The sequence below is a fragment of the Dietzia sp. NPDC055877 genome (assembly GCF_053615975.1).
In genome coordinates this window covers 1-17,099 of the sequence record NZ_JBSHCV010000012.1, presented here as the reverse complement: position 1 = coordinate 17,099, position 17,099 = coordinate 1, and the positions used below count along the sequence as shown (strand labels likewise).

The following is a 17,099-nucleotide window of genomic DNA, read 5'->3' as shown; positions in this document are numbered from 1 at the left end:
GCATGCTCAGTCTGATCGTCTTTCTCCCCTTGGCCGCCGCCGCCGTCCTGGCCGCGGTGCCGGCGATCGGGCCGGCGGCCGCGCGATTGGCGTGGATCGCGGTGAGCGTGCTGGAAGTGCTGCTGGTTGCCGTGGTGTGGGCCGGCTACAAGGACCCGGGACCGAACGGGCTGGCGTTCGAGGAGCAGGTGCCGTGGATCCCGGGGGTGGGCAGCAGTTACCACGTGGGCATCGACGGGCTGTCCCTGCCGCTGGTGGCGATGACGGTCGTGGTGTTCTTGGCGTGCGCTGTGTACTGCCTGCGGGATTCGGACCGGCCGCGCGTGCAGGCGGCGCTATTTTTGTTCCTGCAGAGCATGAGCCTCGGCGTGTTCGTTTCGGCCGACCTGATCCTGTTCTTCGTCTTTTTTGACCTGTCGATCGTGGGAATGTACTTCATCATCGCCGGGTGGGGCCACGGCAATGCGGCCCGGTCGGCGCTGAAGTTCTTCCTCTACACGTTCCTGGGGTCGCTGGCCCTGCTGCTGGGTTTCATCGGGCTGTATGTGTTCTCGGCGCCCCACACCTTTGACATCCCCGAGCTGGTCGCCGCACCCCCGCTGGCCGGTGAGCCGCTCGCCGGGGGGCTGGTGCTGGCGGCGATCCTGGTGGGCTTGGCCGTCAAGACCCCCACCGTGCCGTTCCACACCTGGCTTCCCCCGGCCCACACCGACGCCCCGGCCGCCGGCTCGGCCGTCCTGGCGGGGGTGTTGCTGAAGATGGGCGCGTACGGCTTCGTGCGGATCGCCATGCCGATGCTGCCCGAGGTCTGGCGGGCGTGGGCCTGGGTGATCGTGGCCGTGGGAATCGTCTCCGTGCTCTACGGCGCACTGGTGGCGCTTGCCCAGACCGACCTCAAGCGGATGATCGCCTACACCTCCGTCAACCACATGGGCTACATCGTCCTGGCCCTGGGTGCGGCCGGGCTGCTGGTGGAGGGTGCCGAGCAGGCCCGGTCCGTGGCGGTCACCGGCGCGATGGTGCAAATGGTCAGCCACGGACTGATCACCGCCGCCCTGTTCTTGCTGGCCGGGGTCATGCAGAGCCGGGCCGGGACCTACGACCTGGGTTCCTATGGCGGGCTGGCCGACCCCGCCCCGCGGTACGCGGCGCTGTTCGCGATCGGCGCCTTTGCCTCCCTGGGCCTGCCCGGGTTCTCCGGGTTCATAGCCGAGTTCCAGATCTTCGCCGGCAGCGTGGCCGTGGCCCCGGTGACCGCAGTGGCGCTAGTGGGCATCGTGATCACCGCCGCCCTGTTCCTGCGGGCCCTGCAGCGGGTCTTCACCGGGCCCGCCGCCGGGCGCTCCCCCGGGTTCGCGGACCTGCGGGCGCACGAGCTGTGGTCGGCCGGCCCTCTGCTGGCGCTGTCCGTGCTGATCGGAGTGCTGCCGCTGGTGCTGCTCGGGGTGATCGAGCCGAGCTCGGCCGCCCTCGTGGAACTGGTGGGACGGTAACCCGTGGACGCCTCCATGCAGATGAGCCCCGGGCTGCTGCTGCCCGAGATCATCGTCTTTACCGGCGGATTGGCGGTGCTACTGGGCGGATCGTTCCTCCCCCGGCAGCGCCAGTGGATCGCCCGCGCCGCGGCCGCCCTGGCGCTACTGGGCGCCGCGACCGCCGCCGCGGTGGCTATGGCCGGGCCTGCGCAAAGCGCCTTTGCGGGTACCTTTGCCGTGGACACCGCCACCGGCGCCGCACGGGTGATAGCCACCCTGGCCACCCTGCTGATCCTGGGGGTGGCCTCCGGGGAGCTCAAGGACTCCCCGCGCGAATCCGACACCTACGCCCTGCTGCTCTTCGCCACCGCCGGGGTGATGGTCCTGGCCGGGATCACCGACCTGTTGGTGCTGATCGTGGGATTCCTGCTGGCCAGCATCCCGCTGTACGGGATCATCGGACTCACCGGCGGCCGCTTGGGCGCCGAGGCGGCGGTCAAGACCTACCTCATGGGGGCGCTGTCCGGGATCCTGCTGATGCTGGGCGTCACCGTGCTCTATGCCCTGGCCGGAGGCACCGACTACGCCCTGCTCCGGGAGGCGTTGCCCACCGCACCGGACGCCGCCGTGGGGACAGGCATCCTGGGGGTGCTGGCCGGGCTGCTGTTCAAGGCCGGCGGGGTGCCGATGCACTTCTGGGTGCCCGACGCCGCCCAGGGCTCCGGGGTCACCGCCGCCACGTTCCTGACCACCGTGCCCAAGGTGGGCGCGCTGGTGGCCGTGTACCGGTTGGTGGCCACGGTCTCCGCCGAAGAGCACTCCTGGTTGCTCGTCGCCGCCCTACTGGCCACCGCCTCGATGTTCCTGGGCAACCTGGCCGCCTACTGGCAGACCGATCCCCGCCGGCTACTGGGCTGGTCGACCGTGGCGCAGGTGGGGTTCCTGCTGGTGCCCGTGGCCGCAGCCGGGCGCAGCGACCTGGCCCTGCCCTCGCTGTTGTTCTACCTGGCCGCCTACGCCGTGACCAACGTCGCCGCCTTTGCCGTGACCGCTGCCCTGCCCGAGCACCGGACGCTCGCCGAATACCGCGGGCTGGCCCGCTCCCGCCCAAGGTTGGGACTGACCGTGCTGGTGGCGCTGCTGGGGCTGGTGGGCACCCCGCCCCTGGCGATCTTCGTGGGCAAACTGACCACCGCCACCGCCGCCTGGGACGGCGGTCACGGGTGGCTGGCTCTGGTGGTGGTGGTCAACAGCGTGATCAGCCTCTTCTACTACCTGCGCTGGTTCGCCCCCGTCTTCGCCCGACCCGACTCCCAAGCCGCCGAGTTCCCCGGACGCGGCGGGATGGCCGCCTGGCCGGCCGTCACGGCCGCGGTCGCCGCGACCGCGAGCCTGGCGCTGGGCGTCCTGGCCGGTGTCCTGTGGGCTGCCCTCGACGGCCCCGGGATCCTGTAGGGCTGGGAGCGGCAGCCTTCCCCAGCCGGAAGGGGCGTCGAGTAGGTGCGGGAGGGAGCCGGGGGCCGTACAGGAGAGCCCGCTTATAGGAGAGAACCCCCTAGATCGTCGGTTGTCGCCGTAGGACCTAAGTCGCACACCCAGTCGAGCAACGACTACAGCGGCGCCGCGGGTTCAGCCAATGGCGCTGAGGAGGTCGCTGCAGGCCTTTTCGCAACGACGGCAGGCGTCAGCACACAGCTTGCAGTGTTCGTGCATGTCGGCGTGAGCCTCGCAGTCTTCGGCGCAAGTAGCGCACGCGGCACGGCAGGCCTTGAGCAACTCGGTGACCACGGTCAGGTTGCTGCCCGTTCGGCGACTCAGGACGGAAGCGGTGGCGACGCAGACATCGGCGCAGTCGAGATTGGTACGGATGCAGTTCCGCAGGTCGGCAACCGCCTCTTCTGCCAAGCAGGCGTCCGCGCCGTGCGGGGAATCAAGGTAGGTCCGGTGCCAGCGACGCATGAATCGTGGCCCCAGGCCGGGGAAGAAACCGGCCGGTAGCTGTTCAACGTGCAACTGCGCGGTCGCGCCGAGATCAGCGATCGTGGCGTACCGCAGCACGAGATCGTCCTCCGTCGCCGGTCCCGGCCGTGGGCAAGGCGCCGTCCGCGCACGGTAGAGCAGGCGGTAGCGCCACGTCGGTCGACACATAAGCTGACTCCCTTCTTCGGTCAAATCAGACCGGGCCCGGCCACTTGCGCGCCGGAAATGCCGGCTCGGTTAGTGGGAGAGCGGCCAGAGCTCGGAAACTCGACAGTGAAACTTGCATCTCGGCCGGGCCCGTCACTGTGCGCTCGAATGTTCCCGCCGTGGGCTTCGACGAGTGCGCGAGTGATGGTCAGGCCGATACCGCTGCCGCCACTGGGGCGCTCAGTCCTCGTAGACGAAGGACACGGACCATTCGCCGTTGAGGATCGACGGCTCACCGGCTTTGTCATAGAAGATCGGGACCGACCGGATGGCTAGGCCCTCGATGGGGCCATGCTCCGGGGTGCTCACCGGAATGAGTAGCTCGCCGGCACCGCCAGCCTCGACGATGTACTCGTTGGTACCGCCCTGACGCACCTCGTAGACGTTCATCGTCGACTCGCGCAGCTCGGTGGACAATCGGACGGTCAGTGTGTGCTCGCTGCGCACCACGAATTCGGGCACCGGGTTGGTGAAGGAGTTGCCGTCCAGGTCGGTCGCGGTGAAGGGCAGAGCCTTGACGGTGCTGCGGTCGGTGGCCACGGTGATCTCCGACAGCACACCGAACCGGGCTTCCGACCCCTTCCACGCCCCCAGGATGGCGGCGATCATGATGATCATCCACGCCAAGATCGCCCAGGTGGCCGGGCGGACACGGCGGCCGGTCAGTTCGGATTCATTGCGGGAGCTCACAGTTTCGTTCTGCCGATCTCTTCGTAGTCGGACTCAGGGAGCCACCGGCTTCCCCGAGGTGCCGCGAACGGTTCCACCTAGCCCAGTGTGGTTACCCGGCTCGCCTCGCACGGTGCCAAAAAGCGTCTCCTGCCCGAGTCGGACCGGGGCGATAGCCGGCCCCGTTTCTTTCATTTCGCGGAGTTGGATGCTGCGCCTTCTAAAGCAGATATCGAGGCTGCGAAGTGCTCCTCAACCGTTCAGTTCAGGCCAGCATAGGAGTGCAGACCGGAGACCACGATGTTGATAAAGAACAGATTGAAGATGAGCACCGCAAACCCGGCGAGGTTGATCCAAGCGGCCTTCTTGGGGCCCCAGCCACTGGTGGCACGGGCGTGCAGATAGCCGGCGTAAAGGACCCAAGAGACGAAGGAGGCAGTCTCTTTGGGGTCCCAGCCCCAGAAGCGACCCCACGCGCCCTCGGCCCAGACAGCGCCCAGCAGGATGCCCACGCTGTAGATCGGGAATGCGATCACAGCGGTGCGATAGGCCAGTCGGTCGAGAGTGTCGGCATGCGGTAGTGGGCGGGAAAGCCCAGAGCTCCAGCCCGTTTCCTGACCCTGCGGTTGCCACACCCGGATCAGGTACATGATCGAGGCGACGCCGGATATCAGCAGTATGGCCGATCCCAGCGAAATGATCGAGACGTGGATGGGCAGCCAGTACGACTGCAGTGCCGGCACGACGGGAGCGGCTTCGGAATACAGGTTGGTGCCGCCGAAAAACAGCAGGATAAGAACCGGTACCAGTACGAATGGCCAGGCCACCTGTAGGGCCGGCTTGCGCAGGAAAATCAGCCCGGCGCCCACGCCCAGCAGCGTGGTGGCCAGAATGAACTCGTACATGTTGCCCCACGGGAAGCGACCTGTGGCCACCCCGCGCAGGATCAGCGCAGCCGCTTGGAAGAGGAAGGCGATGATGATGAATAGCTGTGCGATCCGTGCCCAGCGGACACTGCCTGCGGACTCACGGTCCTCGTCTCCGGTGTCGGTGAGAGAGGTTGATTCTGTAAGCCCGGGCCCACCGGCACCCACTAGGTTCCGGCTTGATTTAGTCACGTTGGCTACCCGGAATCCGGCGTAGTAGATCAACGATGCGACAAGCGCCAGCACGTATAGACCGAACGCGGACCTATACGCCAGGTCGCTGTAGGTGGAGAGCGTCTCGTTGACAGGCAGTCCCTGCGCGAGATTTACAGTGTTCACCGGATGTTGTCCTTCCACGAAGCGTCGGGGTCGTCGCCTCGACTAGATGCAGTGTCGCTAGGGGGCAAGACGGGTGTAGCAGTAGCAATGGTGGCCAGCCGGTCCCGGAGGTCGTCGAATTCCCGGCCCCAGCCCGATCTGTCCGTCTTGGCGAGGCCGCCCAGGTCGACGCGGGTCGCCTGGGCCTCGTCGACAATGATCCGTGCCCAGATCCTTCGGCGACGGACCATCAATGACAGGACGAGTCCACCCACCATGACGGCAGCGAACACGCCAACCCAGATTTGAGTAGGGTCCTCCGAGACCTGGATGTTGATGAACTCGTCGGCTCCGTCGAAGCGAACCTCGGTGCCATCGGGCAGGGTCGTGGATTCGCCGGGCATGAGGTTGACGCGGGCCCTACGCTCCAACGCGCCCGACTCCATTAGGTCGGGGTCCAGCGAGAAGATCGACTGTGCGCCGCCATTGTCCAGGCCGGCGTTGCCCTGGTAGACGTCGATCGCCACCGCCGGGTCGTCCATCCGCGGGAAACGGGAGCTGAGTATGTTGCCGTCGAACGAGGCGGTCGGGGCGAACAGCCCCTGGATGGCGATCTGCTGCTCAAGGCGGTCGTCGATGTCCGGGTACATGCCGGCTGGCGGATCAAAGCGCATGATGCCGGAGGAGAGAAAAGTCAACAGGTCCGTCGGTTGCCACTGCACTGTGTCTGTACGGGTCTCGCCGTTGGGGAACGTGACCGTGAACGTGGGCGCGAAGCCGTGACCTTGGAGGTAGACACGGGTGCCGCCGATGCGCAGCGGGTGGTTGACCTGCAATGTGTAGGGCTCCCATGTGGCTGGATCGGTGGTGGTGACCTCCTCGCTGAAGCGAATGTTGGAGGTGAACATCTCCGCCTGGCCATTGGGTAGATAGTCGGTACGGAAGTCTTCGACCTTGATACAGAACGGCGCCAAGTCAGTGCCGTCTACCAGCAGACCTGCCCGGAACGAGTCGTACGCACTAGGCGTGGTGTTGCAGAAGGCCGGCGATTCCTCGTTGGCGATGATCACCCGCATGCCCTCCGCGTACACGAACTTGCCGGCCGCGAACGCGATCAGCAGGAACAGCAAGCCGAAGTGGAATACGATGTTGCCCACCTCGCGCGCATACCCGCGCTCCGCGGACAACTCGATGCTGCCCGACACGCGACCGTCCCCGTTGTTGCGACGGACCCGCCAGCCCTTGAGGCTCTTTTGGACCTGGTCCGCGGCCTGCTCCGGCGTGGCCGTGGTCCGGTACGCCGCATGATGCGGCAGGCGTGCAAGGTTACGCGGGGCAAGCGGCGGCGGGGCCTTGAGTTGTTTGACCAGATCAATCGACCGCGGTGTCAGGCAGCCCACCAGCGATATAAACAGCAACACGTACACGGCTGTGAACCACCAGCTGGAGAACACGTCGAACAGCTGGAGCTTGTCGAAGAACTCCCCCAGCCAGCCGTTGTCCGCGATGTACTGATTGACGTTTCCTTGGTTGAGGCTGCGCTGCGGCAGGAGTGCCCCCGGTATCGCCGCCACTGCCAGCAGAAATAGCAGAATCAATGCCGTGCGCATCGCGGTGAGAGTGCGCCATGAGTTGCGCAGGAACGCGGTGACCGGAGCCATCCTAGGCACTGATATGAGTCCCCTCTGCCGTTCCCGGTGCGACGAACCGGAACGAGGGGCAGCTTCGGTGGGGCGTCACCGGCTTCATAGCATCATCAGCACCGCTGTAGCACGCATAGTCACATCTGGAGATTGTCCTTCGCCGACCCCATTGATTCGGTGGGGGTTTGATGAAGGTCTGATCAAGATCAAGCACGCGATAGGCGCCAGTGGCAGACCTACGACGATGATTGAGGCCTTATGTTCACATCCGATTCTCGAGACGCCGGACCTGAAGGTGAGTCACCGACCACGCGCGCGACCACAGGGCTGCGAGCGATGGTCATCGAAGATGAGCGTGAGCTCGCCGATCTCATCGGTACCTATCTGACCCGCGAGGGCTTCGACATCACGATCGTTCACGACGGGCAGGATGCAGTCGACCTGATCCGGCAGATTGATCCCGACGTCGTCGTGCTAGACCTCGGCCTTCCGCGACTGGACGGCGTCGAAGTGTGCCGCCAGTTGCGCACCTTTTCCGATGCGTATGTCGTCATGCTCACCGCCCGCACCGAGGAGGTCGACACCCTCATCGGACTGTCCGTGGGAGCCGACGACTACATGACCAAACCGTTCAGCCCACGAGAGCTCATGGCCCGCATCCAAGTCATGCTGCGCCGTCCTCGATCGTCTACAGCCTTACGCTCCCCGTCCGCGGCCTCCGAACACAGAGAGCTGCGAAGGATTGGGGCACTGGCGATCGACGTCGAAGGCCGCGAGGTCACCGTCGACACCACCCCGGTTCAGTTGACCAGGACCGAGTTCGACCTCTTGGCGGCACTGACGCGAGACCCCGGCTTGGTGCTGTCCCGGACGCAGTTGATCAGTGCCATCTGGGGGCCTGACTGGGTCGGCGACACGCACCTGGTTGATGTCCACATCGCGCACCTCAGACGCAAGCTCGGAGACACTGCGTCCCGGGGCGCATACATCCGCACCGTCCGCGGTGTCGGCTACCGCACCGGAGATGGTCAGTGAGCCGGATCGACCTGGGTGACAACGTGACGCGCCTCAAGCGGTGGTTCACCACTGCCACCTTCGGTACCCGGCTACTGGCGGCGCTCGCTTTTGTGATGATCGGTTTCGCAGTCAGTGCCTGGGTCGTCGCCGCAATACTTGCCCCCGGGATCTTCCACGAGCATCTGGAGATGGCCGGACTGTCACAGAACTCCTCCGAAGCAGCCCATATGGAGGAGGCATTCAACTCGTCAATGATGCTGTCTTGGTCGATCGCACTGGCGGTATCGGTGATCTTGTCGCTGGCTGTCAGCGGCTACATCGCCCGCCGCGTTCAACGATCGATCACCCCGGTCACCCGATCAGTCCAGCAGATCTCCGGTGGACAATACGACTCACGAGTGCACGAGCCGAGAATAGGTCGTGAATTCGACGATCTTGTCGCCAGCTTCAACGAACTGGCACGACGACTAGATGCCACCGAAACCACACGCCGACGGATGCTCTCAGATCTCGCACACGAGTTGCGGACTCCCCTGGCCACGCTCGAATCCCACCTTGAGGCGATCGAAGACGGCGTCCGTGCACTCGACGACGACACGCTGCGCATTCTGCGAACCGCGACTGGTCGGCTAGGCCGGCTCGCTCACGACGTCAGCGCAGTGTCCCGAGCCGAAGAACACCTCACGCGTCTCATCCCCATCGGTACCGACACTCGCAGCATCATCGCGGCCGCGATCGACGCCCTGCGCCCCGAGTACTCGCACAAAAATGTGCTGCTCCAAGCACGTATTGATCAGGCAATACCGATCACTGTCGACAGTGATCGAATCAACCAGGTCCTGACCAACCTTTTGCACAACGCGCTCCGCCACACCGACTCAGGTGGGATGGTCACCGTCACCAGTCGCCTACACAACGGGAACGTGGAGATCACTATCGCCGACACTGGAGAAGGCATCGCAGCGCAGCACCTCGACCACATTTTTGACCGCTTCTACCGCGTCGACACCGCACGCGACCGGGCACACGGAGGAAGCGGCATCGGACTCACCATCACCCGTGCACTCGTCGAAGCCCACGAAGGCCATATCCGCGTTCACAGCGACGGGCTCGGCCGCGGCGCCCGATTCACGATCTCCTTACCGCAGACCCCGGCTCACTCCAAGGGCTGACTCAGTTGGTCGCGATACCGTTTTGCCGGAGCCACTCGATGGGGTCGGCGCGCTCCCGTCCCTCGTTCAACCACACCTCGAAGTGCAAGTGCGACCCGGTGGAAAAGCCACGACTTCCCATGAGGGCGATCGTCTGTCCAGCCTGTATACGCTGGCCCGTGGACACGAGAACCTCTTCCATGTGTCCATAAACGGTCATCGTGCCCTCATCCGACAGCAGTCGGACCCAATTGCCGAACCCTTGCGCCGGGCCGGCATCGATGACGGTCCCGTCAGTGGCCGCCACGATCGGGGTTCCGATCGCGTTTGCGATATCGATGCCGCCGTGGAGCGAGCCCCAGCGTTGGCCGAACTCAGACGTGAGGGTCCCGACTGTCGGCATCGCTGCTGTTGGACGGCGCGCGGTCTCCTCGGCAACTTGCCGGCGAGCGTCGATTTCGGTGCCTGCCGCCAATGACGACACCATGGCGGCAGCGCTCTCCAGCGGGAGGTCGCCTTGCACCGCAACGGGCCCAGGCAGTTCAGCCGGGGGAAGGGCTATGTCTCCAGACTGGCCAGCAGGACTGATCGACTCCTCGTGCGCGATTAGGTGAATGTGCTCACCACCAGCCTCTGTGTGCTGGTCCACTAGAAAACTTATCGAGGACACGATGGCCCCGGCGGCGACCGTGACGACGACGACCTGATCGCGTAACTCGGGCCGGGCGGAGGGTTGGCGATGCGTACCGCCACCTCGAGGGCGACCAGAACTCGCCCAGATGTCGACAGTTGAAGGGTGTTCCTTGCGGTGTGCACGTCTTCGCTCCACTGCCGCCGTGTCTCCCCTGCCGCTATGTCGTGATGGTTTCGTGATGTGACTTCTGCTCGAACTTAGACGAGCAGAGTCCGCCGTCGCAAGAAGTGGGGGCCTCGTCACCCGTGTCGAAGAACGACCGGGAGCGGCCCCCACCAGCGTGCATAGTGCCTAGAGTCTCCCTCTGACCACAGCCTCTGGCAGCGTTCATCAAGCTGCCTGTTGCGAGTGTCAGGGACTACGTGGGCGACATGGGAAGGCCTTCGGAAGCTGGACGTCCTGACAGGCTTCACCCAGGTTCACCCCAACTGGCCGCGCACCAAATCAGCAGCGCGTCAGCGACCGTCACGTCCGGGATCTTGATCAGACCTTCATCAAACCCCGACCGAATCAAGAGGTCAGCACAGCACAATCTCCAGATGTGACAGTGCGTGCGGCATTGGGGGACAAGTGGGGCGGGTCGCCGGCCGCCTCCCACCACGAAGAAGTGGACGAGCAGCTCGAGAAAGGGAAAGTGTCGCGATCACAAGATTTACAGATTTCCGGACGATTGTTGTTGCTCGCACGAGCGGTGGCGTTAGTGACAGTCAGCGCCCTCGGACTCCTCTTCACTTCGGCAGGGGTGCTGGTCCAGGACGGCACCAGTCTGGACGTCCACAGCTCGGCCGCCATCGCCCTTCATGTCCTCACCGGCGTGCTGGCTCTGGTTCTAGGGTGGCGCGCGTGGGCTACACGGCGAGGTCGCTGGGCTGCAGTCGTCGCCCTCGTCCTGTTCGGGGCCACGTTCGCCCAAGCGAGCTTAGGGGGCAGTTCGACCTTGGCATTTCACATCGGCGTAGCACTGGTGCTCACGGTCCTGTGTACGTGGCTGGCCGCCTGGACTTTCGGTAGATCACTATACGAGGAGATCGAATGAGACTGCGCAGGACACTCACCGCCTCCGGCTCCACCGCCGCCCTGCTCCTAGCTGTGGGCTGCGCCGGGAACGACACGGGCGCGCCAGAGCAGGCAGAGCAGCTCCAGACGGGCGAGAGAGCCGAAAAACAGGTCACGATGGCCGAGGTCCAGCAGAACGATTCGACCGACTCGTGTTGGACCGTGATCGAGAACATCGTCTATGACCTCACCGCGTGGGTCGACCAACACCCGGGCGGGCCGGACCGGATCGAGCAGCTGTGCGGCACAGACGGGACAGAGAGTTTCACCGACCAGCACAGTGGAGCGTCCCAGCCACAATCGCGGCTCGCCGAGTTCCAGATCGGCCAGCTCGCCGGGTGACCCGGCAGATATGCTTCCGATCCGCTCTGTGCGTCCCGGTCGGAGGCATGTGCCGGGCCCCGCTCCGGGGCCGCGCGCGTGGACTCAGCGAGGCCGTGAACGGGTTCGATTCGCTCCCCCGCGACCTCTGCGGAAGACGAGAGCGCACCTCGCGAGCGTGACATGACAACACGACAGAAGAACCGTGGGCCGCAATCGGTGGTGCTGCCAGCAGTCGGCCTCAGGATGGGCGGGGTTACCCGAAATCAACCGTGGTCAACGCCTTCTCGGCGGTGGCTAAATAGTCACCCCGTCGGCCGTGCGCTTGGTCGAATGGTGTCGTCATTGGGCGCAGGAATACTGCTGTACACCAGTTTCCCGCCTCTATCCTTGTGGTTTCTCGCCCCGGCCGGTCTTGCCATTTTGGTCCTGTCGATCCGAGGGATCAGCGTGCGCGGCGCATTCGGATTGGGATACCTGGCTGGTCTCGGGTTCTTCGTACCTTTACTGCCCTGGGTGGGGGTTTATGTCGGCGCTGTCCCCCGGCTAGCATTAGCGGCGCTACAGGCCGTGGCAGTCGCTGTCTTCGCTGGGGCCACCGCACTGGTGGCGCGGCTGCCCGGGGCTGCACTGTGGATCGCGTGCTGCTGGGTGGCCACCGAAGCCGTTCGAGCACGTCTGCCCTTCGGCGGGTTTCCCTGGGGCCGGCTGGCGTTCGGTCAGACTGATGGACCATTACTGGCGATCGCTCAGATCGCTGGGGCGCCAGGGGTGAGCCTGTCCGTTGCACTGGGGGGCAGCGCGACGGCTGCAGTGGTCGTCGGACTTGCTCGGCGCTCCGCCTGGCGCTCGGTGTCGCTGCTCGGGTCGGTGCTTGTGACCGCCTCTGCACTCGGCTCGATGCCCGTCCCTACCGCAGCGATCACCACCCCCTCTAAAACGGTTGCCCTAGTCCAGGGCAACGTGCCCCGACTCGGTCTGGATTTCAACGCGCAACGGCGCGCTGTACTGGACAATCATGTGGCTCGTACCGACGCTCTCGCCGCCGAGGTCGCCGCGGGAGTGAAGCCCGCACCAGATCTGGTAATCTGGCCGGAGAACGCATCAGACATCGACCCGTTTCGCAATGCCGACGCTGCAGAGCGGATCGATGCGGCCACAGAGACGATCGGCGCTCCGATCCTTGTGGGGGCGGTGGTGTCCACTGGCTCCGGTACCACCCGAAATACAGCGCTGGTGTGGGAGCAAGGAACAGGACCTGGCGATGCGCACGACAAAAGACGCCTGGTTCCATTTGGTGAATATCTGCCAATGCGATCGATCGTGAGCAAGCTTTCGCCTTATGCCGCGCAGGCGGGCAACTTCGTGCCCGGTAACGGCGATGGTGTGGTGACCATCGATGAGACACCGCTCGCTGTGGCCACCTGTTATGAGGTCGCGTTCGATAATCTGGTATCCGAGTCGGTTCGGTCGGGGGCGCAGTTGATCGCGGTACCAACGAACAATGCAACCTTCGGCGATACCGACATGACCTATCAGCAGCTGGCGATGTCGCGGCTGCGCGCTGTCGAACACAACCGCACGGTGGTGGTAGCAGCCACCAGCGGTGTCAGCGCGATTATCGCGGCGAATGGCGATGTCCTCGAGCAGACCGAAATGTTCACTGCCGATGCCCTCGTCGCACAGGTCCCGCTCAATACCGAGTTCACACTTGCCACCCGATTACGTTCAATTCCTGAACTCATCATCACGGTCACCGCAGTATTCGCGATGCTGGTGGGGTGGATTGCTAGCCGCCGTCGGCGGGGCTGAGATCCCCGGCCATGAGTGCGCGCCGATATCGGGAGCGGACCCGTCGTCGGCCGGGCCGGCTGCAGGCGCTCAACGTGAGCATGTCGGGCAGGGCGCCGAGGGCGAGAAATTGATGAGCTCCCGCGAGGTAAGGGCGAGAGCCAGCTCGAGGATTGGACTCAGTAATCGAGCCTATTTCTCGGACGTAGACGCCGTCGGCGTTCAGCCTCAAATCTGGTGCCGTAGCGATCACGAACGGTCATCGTTACGAGGCGGTCATGGGCCACTGCCTCCGTGGCCGCATCCACCTCAGCAATATGACCGGATACGACATCAGGATCGATATCCCTGTCACCAGGTCCCACAGCACCGTCGCCTAGGCTGCCTTGCTCGTCGTTGCCCTGGCTACGTTGGCGGCGCCGCTCCCGGATTTCACTCCACAGAAAGTAGCCAAGCCCAATTGGCGCTAGAACTCCGAATGCAAGCCATTGAAGCCCATAGGACAGGTACGAACCCGCCTCGACTTCCGGTATCGGAGTTGGCTCGAGTGATCCTGGTTGACCTCCGGGGAGCTGGAGATGATAGCCAGCAAGATCGAGATCCAGAACCCGACCGATCGTCGAGGTTTCAATGGAGCGCACCATGTGACGATCGTGCAGAACTATCGGTTCGGCCGGGGTGTCGGTGGGCATTCTGAGCCTGGCGGTGATGGTCACTGGATCGGCTACCGCGGCCGGGTAGGTCGGCACCGTGTTGTTCTCGCCAACGCGAACCCATCCACGATTAATAAGCAGATCATCGCCGCCCTCGGTCCGAAATGCGGTGAGAACTTGGTAAACCTGTTCCCCGTCGACAGCTTGCTGCCGCAAGAGCACTTCGTCTTCGGGCAGATAGCGACCGGTTACTGTGACCCGATGCCACTCGGATTCGTCCAACGGCGCGTCCCGCGCCGTCAATTCCGTCAACGGCACTGGATCGGCTTCGACGCTGTGAAGAAGTTGGGAATTGCGCGTCTTCAAATCCTCGTTCTTGCCTAACTGCCATGGCGCCAACAGTGTGAAGCACGTATAGACGAACAGTGCGACGGCGATGAAGGAAATCAACCACCCCGGCGTCATCACGCGAAAGACCCTCTGCACGCCGTTCACGATAGGCGTGATGGCAAGACGGTCGGCATCGGGGCCCTCCTGTCGGCACCAGCTCCGGCGATCATTAATCGTGCCCGCCTCCCGCCACTGTCGGCAGGGATGGTTCCGATCCGGCGAGATCAGCGTGTTGCGTGCCGAATTGTGGCATCCGGGCCTGGATCGGAAGTGTCGAGCAGCAGGTCGTTGTCTACGTCCTCAGATGACGACGCCGTTCGCGGCCAACCATGACACCGAGTCGATCCACTGGCCGGCGGGATTCTGTACGCCGAAGTGCACATGCGGACCAGTCGAGTAGCCACGGTTACCGACTTCACCGATCACCTGGCCGGCGGTGACCTGCTGGCCTTCGGTGACGTAGTTGGCATTGTTGTGGCCATACTCCAAGAGATAGCCGTCATCGGTCTTGATGCGAATCCATAACCCATAACCGGAAGCGGGGCCGGAGGCCACGACCGTGCCGGACTTGGCTGCATACAAGGGTGTGCCGATCGGCGCAGCGATGTCGGTGCCATTGTGGTTAGCGCCCCACCGCGAGCCGAAGCCAGAGGTGATCGTTCCATCAGTCGGCCTGTGAGCTTGGCTGGCGACCGAAAACGCCGAAGACGACGACTGAGCAGTATCGAATCCGAGCGCCTGGCTCAGCCCGGGGGCCTGACTTGCATACTGGCGGACCGCGTCAGCTCCGATGCCATAGCGGGCGGCAGCCTCTTCGACCATCTGTCCGACGTGCTCGGGATCAGACGATTGGGCAGCGGCCACAGGGGCGACACTAAGCGCCGCGCCACCGGCGATTGCGGCGCCAGCCAGCGTGGTGGCGGCGATCCGGCCCACTCCCCTGGATCGGTTGGCGCGATGACGCCCACCAGCAGAGATGCGGTGGCCCACACCAAGCGAGTCCATGAGATCGGCGAACGGAACGCTCTTGGAGGAGCTCGACATGATTGATTCCTTCAACTTAAGCGATGGTCGCAGCTTCATACCGACGACCACTGGAGACTCCCGAAAAGGTAACAGTTACATATCGTCCTGTCACGGAGAGTTTCCTGAGAACCCAGAAATCAGCAGTTCATACGCCATTTGTTATTCATCTACGGCATCGCCCGACCGTTACCCCGACGTGATTTTTGGTTCGAACGCGGGCCGGCCGGAGCCACCCCGCAATCGTCCCGGGTGACTAAACCGCGATCAACGCAAGCAGGATCAAGGTCCTTACTCCTGCCCCCTCCTCGTACCCGCCGCACGTGTGATGTCGATCGCTGCTGCCGCAGACTCATCGGGACAGTCGGTCTCCACCTGCACAGTAGAAAAGAAGAAGCCGTACCGATCCTGAAGCAAGTTGGAGGCGGATTGGAGAACGATCTGCGGATCGGCGCTTGCGGAGGTGCGCAGGTGGCCGGAGAACACGAAACGTCCACTGGTTAGTGCCCAAGCATGGGCATGATGGACGTCTTCCACCCCATCTATCGCTGCCAGGTCTTCAGTCACGTCAGACAGGTAGACCTCGTCGGGTGTGCCCTCCATGAGCAGATGGGTGGCGTCGCGCAGGATGCTCCAGCTTGCCCATACAAGCACGAAGCCGAACGCCAAACCGAGCAGCGGATCGATCAGCAAGAACCCGGTGAACTTGATCACTAGTGCGGTGACGATGATGAGCAGGCTGCCGACGAAGGTCTGGATGATGTGCCACAACGCGCCACGAACGTTCATGTCGCTGCGGCTTTGTTTCCAGATCAGGCTCAGGGCAACGATTTCGGTAAGCAAGCCTCCCGCGGCTGCCCACAGCATGGGCGTCGTGGGCAGGTCAACCGGAGCATTCATGCGCATGGCAGCCATCACGATCACCACCATCGCCATGATTAGCAGGAAACCGCCATTGACCAGCGCGCCTACGATCTCGGCGCGGTACCAGCCAAAGCTGCGATTTTCGTCTGCGGGGCGGCGGGCGAGTCGAGCAGCGAAGATGGCGACTAGGACACCACCGACCGCCGAGAAGGTGTGAAAAGCGTCCGAGATCACCGCAACCGAGCCGGTCCACAGCCCGATCGCCAACTCGATGACGAAGTAGATTCCCGTCAGCCAAGCCGAGATAGCCATGCCCCACCCACGAGCCTGCACCTGCCCGTGTCCACCATGCCCATGCGCCATGGGGGTCTCCTTTTTTGCACTCGGAATCCGGTTCTCGTGTCAGCTGCACACTGTGCATCGGTCTCGCGGTGCCCACAGCTTCTCTTGGGAATCTTGATCAGACCTTCATCGAACCCCGACCGAACCAATGGGGTAGGGGCGGCACAATCGTCCGGTGTGACTGTGCAGGCAAGAGTGGTGCTGATGCTGTGATGACGACGGATGTGTTCGGCAAGGGTGCGCAGCCCGGTAGCTGGGGCAGACGGGCAAGATGCCAACTGGCCGCAGTGGTGGTGAGTTCGCTTGTACTTACTGGCTGCGCTAGCGGCACTGATGCCGTCGCTTCAGGTGAGACGTTCGATTTTGTCAGCCCGGGCGGCCAGATTGAGATCTTCTATGATCCGCCGGCGGACCGCCAGAAGATCGCGCCGATGTCTGGCCCGGAAGTAGTAGATCCGGAGGCCACTGTGGCGGTCGCAGACTTTCCTGGCGAGGTGGTGCTGATCAACCTGTGGGGTCAGTGGGGGCGTGTTTGATTGTCTGTGTAAGCCGTTCTGAAGGGACGCGCAACACTGATGA

General features: G+C 64.0%; 16 protein-coding genes and 1 pseudogene. 8 read left to right on the top strand and 9 right to left on the bottom strand.

Going from position 1 to position 17,099, the window contains the following annotated elements; genetic code table 11:
* Positions 1-2: 2 nt before the first annotated feature.
* Both ACWGLC_RS12560 and ACWGLC_RS12555 read left to right on the top strand, forming a co-directional pair.
* Positions 3-1,493, top strand: a complete 1,491-nt coding sequence (locus tag ACWGLC_RS12560) for a complex I subunit 4 family protein (protein ID WP_253003775.1) — start codon at positions 3-5, stop codon at positions 1,491-1,493.
* 21 nt (positions 1,494-1,514) lie between these two features.
* Positions 1,515-2,930, top strand: a complete 1,416-nt coding sequence (locus tag ACWGLC_RS12555; RefSeq protein ID WP_043565818.1) for an NADH-quinone oxidoreductase subunit N — start codon at positions 1,515-1,517, stop codon at positions 2,928-2,930.
* Between the two features lie 174 nt (positions 2,931-3,104).
* Here ACWGLC_RS12555 and ACWGLC_RS12550 read toward each other — a convergent pair whose 3' ends face one another.
* The 5 genes and pseudogenes from ACWGLC_RS12550 to resB form a co-directional block, all read right to left on the bottom strand.
* Entirely contained in the window at positions 3,105-3,533 is a 429-nt protein-coding gene (locus ACWGLC_RS12550) for a four-helix bundle copper-binding protein (RefSeq protein WP_007626378.1), read from the bottom strand.
* A 110-nt stretch (positions 3,534-3,643) separates the two neighbouring features.
* A pseudogene (locus ACWGLC_RS12545) lies at positions 3,644-3,844 on the bottom strand (ATP-binding protein); the annotation flags it as partial.
* Positions 3,843-4,352, bottom strand: coding sequence for a DUF2771 family protein (locus ACWGLC_RS12540; protein ID WP_007626376.1), 510 nt, complete (start codon positions 4,350-4,352; stop codon positions 3,843-3,845). The gene ACWGLC_RS12540 and the pseudogene ACWGLC_RS12545, both read right to left, overlap by 2 nt.
* A gap of 239 nt (positions 4,353-4,591) precedes the next feature.
* On the bottom strand, positions 4,592-5,596 hold the full coding sequence (gene ccsB, locus ACWGLC_RS12535; protein ID WP_253002066.1) for a c-type cytochrome biogenesis protein CcsB: 1,005 nt from the start codon (positions 5,594-5,596) through the stop codon (positions 4,592-4,594).
* On the bottom strand, positions 5,593-7,236 hold the full coding sequence (resB, locus tag ACWGLC_RS12530) for a cytochrome c biogenesis protein ResB (protein WP_253002067.1): 1,644 nt from the start codon (positions 7,234-7,236) through the stop codon (positions 5,593-5,595). Before resB ends, ccsB begins: the two co-directional genes overlap by 4 nt.
* A gap of 318 nt (positions 7,237-7,554) precedes the next feature.
* Here resB and ACWGLC_RS12525 point away from each other — a divergent pair, with 318 nt between their 5' ends.
* Positions 7,555-8,253 (top strand): response regulator transcription factor, encoded by a 699-nt coding sequence (locus ACWGLC_RS12525; protein ID WP_120286497.1) that lies wholly within the window; start codon positions 7,555-7,557, stop codon positions 8,251-8,253.
* Positions 8,250-9,407 (top strand): sensor histidine kinase, encoded by a 1,158-nt coding sequence (locus ACWGLC_RS12520; RefSeq protein WP_017836390.1) that lies wholly within the window; start codon positions 8,250-8,252, stop codon positions 9,405-9,407. The genes ACWGLC_RS12525 and ACWGLC_RS12520 overlap by 4 nt, the downstream gene beginning before the upstream one ends.
* Position 9,408: 1 nt before the next feature.
* Here the strand turns inward: ACWGLC_RS12520 and ACWGLC_RS12515 are convergent, their stop codons facing one another.
* On the bottom strand, positions 9,409-9,861 hold the full coding sequence (locus ACWGLC_RS12515) for a M23 family metallopeptidase (protein WP_344994114.1): 453 nt from the start codon (positions 9,859-9,861) through the stop codon (positions 9,409-9,411).
* 760 nt (positions 9,862-10,621) lie between these two features.
* Between ACWGLC_RS12515 and ACWGLC_RS12510 the strand changes: the two genes are divergently transcribed.
* The 3 genes from ACWGLC_RS12510 to lnt all read left to right on the top strand — a co-directional run bounded on the left by ACWGLC_RS12510 (position 10,622) and on the right by lnt (position 13,269).
* Complete coding sequence (locus tag ACWGLC_RS12510) at positions 10,622-11,116, top strand: COX15/CtaA family protein (protein ID WP_223210127.1); 495 nt, start codon at positions 10,622-10,624, stop codon at positions 11,114-11,116.
* The gene (locus tag ACWGLC_RS12505) at positions 11,113-11,478 is read left to right on the top strand and encodes a cytochrome b5 domain-containing protein (protein WP_017836387.1); all 366 of its coding nucleotides are present in this window, start codon (positions 11,113-11,115) and stop codon (positions 11,476-11,478) included. The genes ACWGLC_RS12510 and ACWGLC_RS12505 overlap by 4 nt, the downstream gene beginning before the upstream one ends.
* A gap of 312 nt (positions 11,479-11,790) precedes the next feature.
* Entirely contained in the window at positions 11,791-13,269 is a 1,479-nt protein-coding gene (gene lnt / locus ACWGLC_RS12500) for an apolipoprotein N-acyltransferase (protein ID WP_452100209.1), read from the top strand.
* 158 nt (positions 13,270-13,427) lie between these two features.
* Here lnt and ACWGLC_RS12495 read toward each other — a convergent pair whose 3' ends face one another.
* The 3 genes from ACWGLC_RS12495 to ACWGLC_RS12485 all read right to left on the bottom strand — a co-directional run bounded on the left by ACWGLC_RS12495 (position 13,428) and on the right by ACWGLC_RS12485 (position 16,541).
* Entirely contained in the window at positions 13,428-14,396 is a 969-nt protein-coding gene (locus ACWGLC_RS12495) for an SURF1 family cytochrome oxidase biogenesis protein (protein ID WP_227022437.1), read from the bottom strand.
* Positions 14,397-14,591: 195 nt separating this feature from the next.
* Positions 14,592-15,335, bottom strand: a complete 744-nt coding sequence (locus tag ACWGLC_RS12490) for a M23 family metallopeptidase (protein ID WP_081615259.1) — start codon at positions 15,333-15,335, stop codon at positions 14,592-14,594.
* 270 nt (positions 15,336-15,605) lie between these two features.
* A complete protein-coding gene (locus ACWGLC_RS12485) occupies positions 15,606-16,541 on the bottom strand; it encodes a cation diffusion facilitator family transporter (RefSeq protein WP_095719382.1) in 936 nt (311 codons plus the stop codon).
* 188 nt (positions 16,542-16,729) lie between these two features.
* Between ACWGLC_RS12485 and ACWGLC_RS12480 the strand changes: the two genes are divergently transcribed.
* On the top strand, positions 16,730-17,056 hold the full coding sequence (locus ACWGLC_RS12480) for a hypothetical protein (RefSeq protein WP_452100208.1): 327 nt from the start codon (positions 16,730-16,732) through the stop codon (positions 17,054-17,056).
* Positions 17,057-17,099: the final 43 nt, after the last annotated feature.

Excerpts from the sequence above, each read along its gene's own strand:
- ACWGLC_RS12560 (WP_253003775.1), top strand. The coding sequence starts at position 3 with ATGCTCAGTCTGATCGTCTTTCTCCCCTTGGCCGCCGCCGCCGTCCTG.
- ACWGLC_RS12555 (WP_043565818.1), top strand. The coding sequence starts at position 1,515 with ATGAGCCCCGGGCTGCTGCTGCCCGAGATCATCGTCTTTACCGGCGGA.
- resB (WP_253002067.1), bottom strand. The coding sequence starts at position 7,236 with ATGGCTCCGGTCACCGCGTTCCTGCGCAACTCATGGCGCACTCTCACC.
- ACWGLC_RS12525 (WP_120286497.1), top strand. The coding sequence starts at position 7,555 with ATGGTCATCGAAGATGAGCGTGAGCTCGCCGATCTCATCGGTACCTAT.
- ACWGLC_RS12505 (WP_017836387.1), top strand. The coding sequence starts at position 11,113 with ATGAGACTGCGCAGGACACTCACCGCCTCCGGCTCCACCGCCGCCCTG.
- lnt (WP_452100209.1), top strand. The coding sequence starts at position 11,791 with ATGGTGTCGTCATTGGGCGCAGGAATACTGCTGTACACCAGTTTCCCG.
- ACWGLC_RS12490 (WP_081615259.1), bottom strand. The coding sequence starts at position 15,335 with ATGTCGAGCTCCTCCAAGAGCGTTCCGTTCGCCGATCTCATGGACTCG.
- ACWGLC_RS12485 (WP_095719382.1), bottom strand. The coding sequence starts at position 16,541 with ATGGCGCATGGGCATGGTGGACACGGGCAGGTGCAGGCTCGTGGGTGG.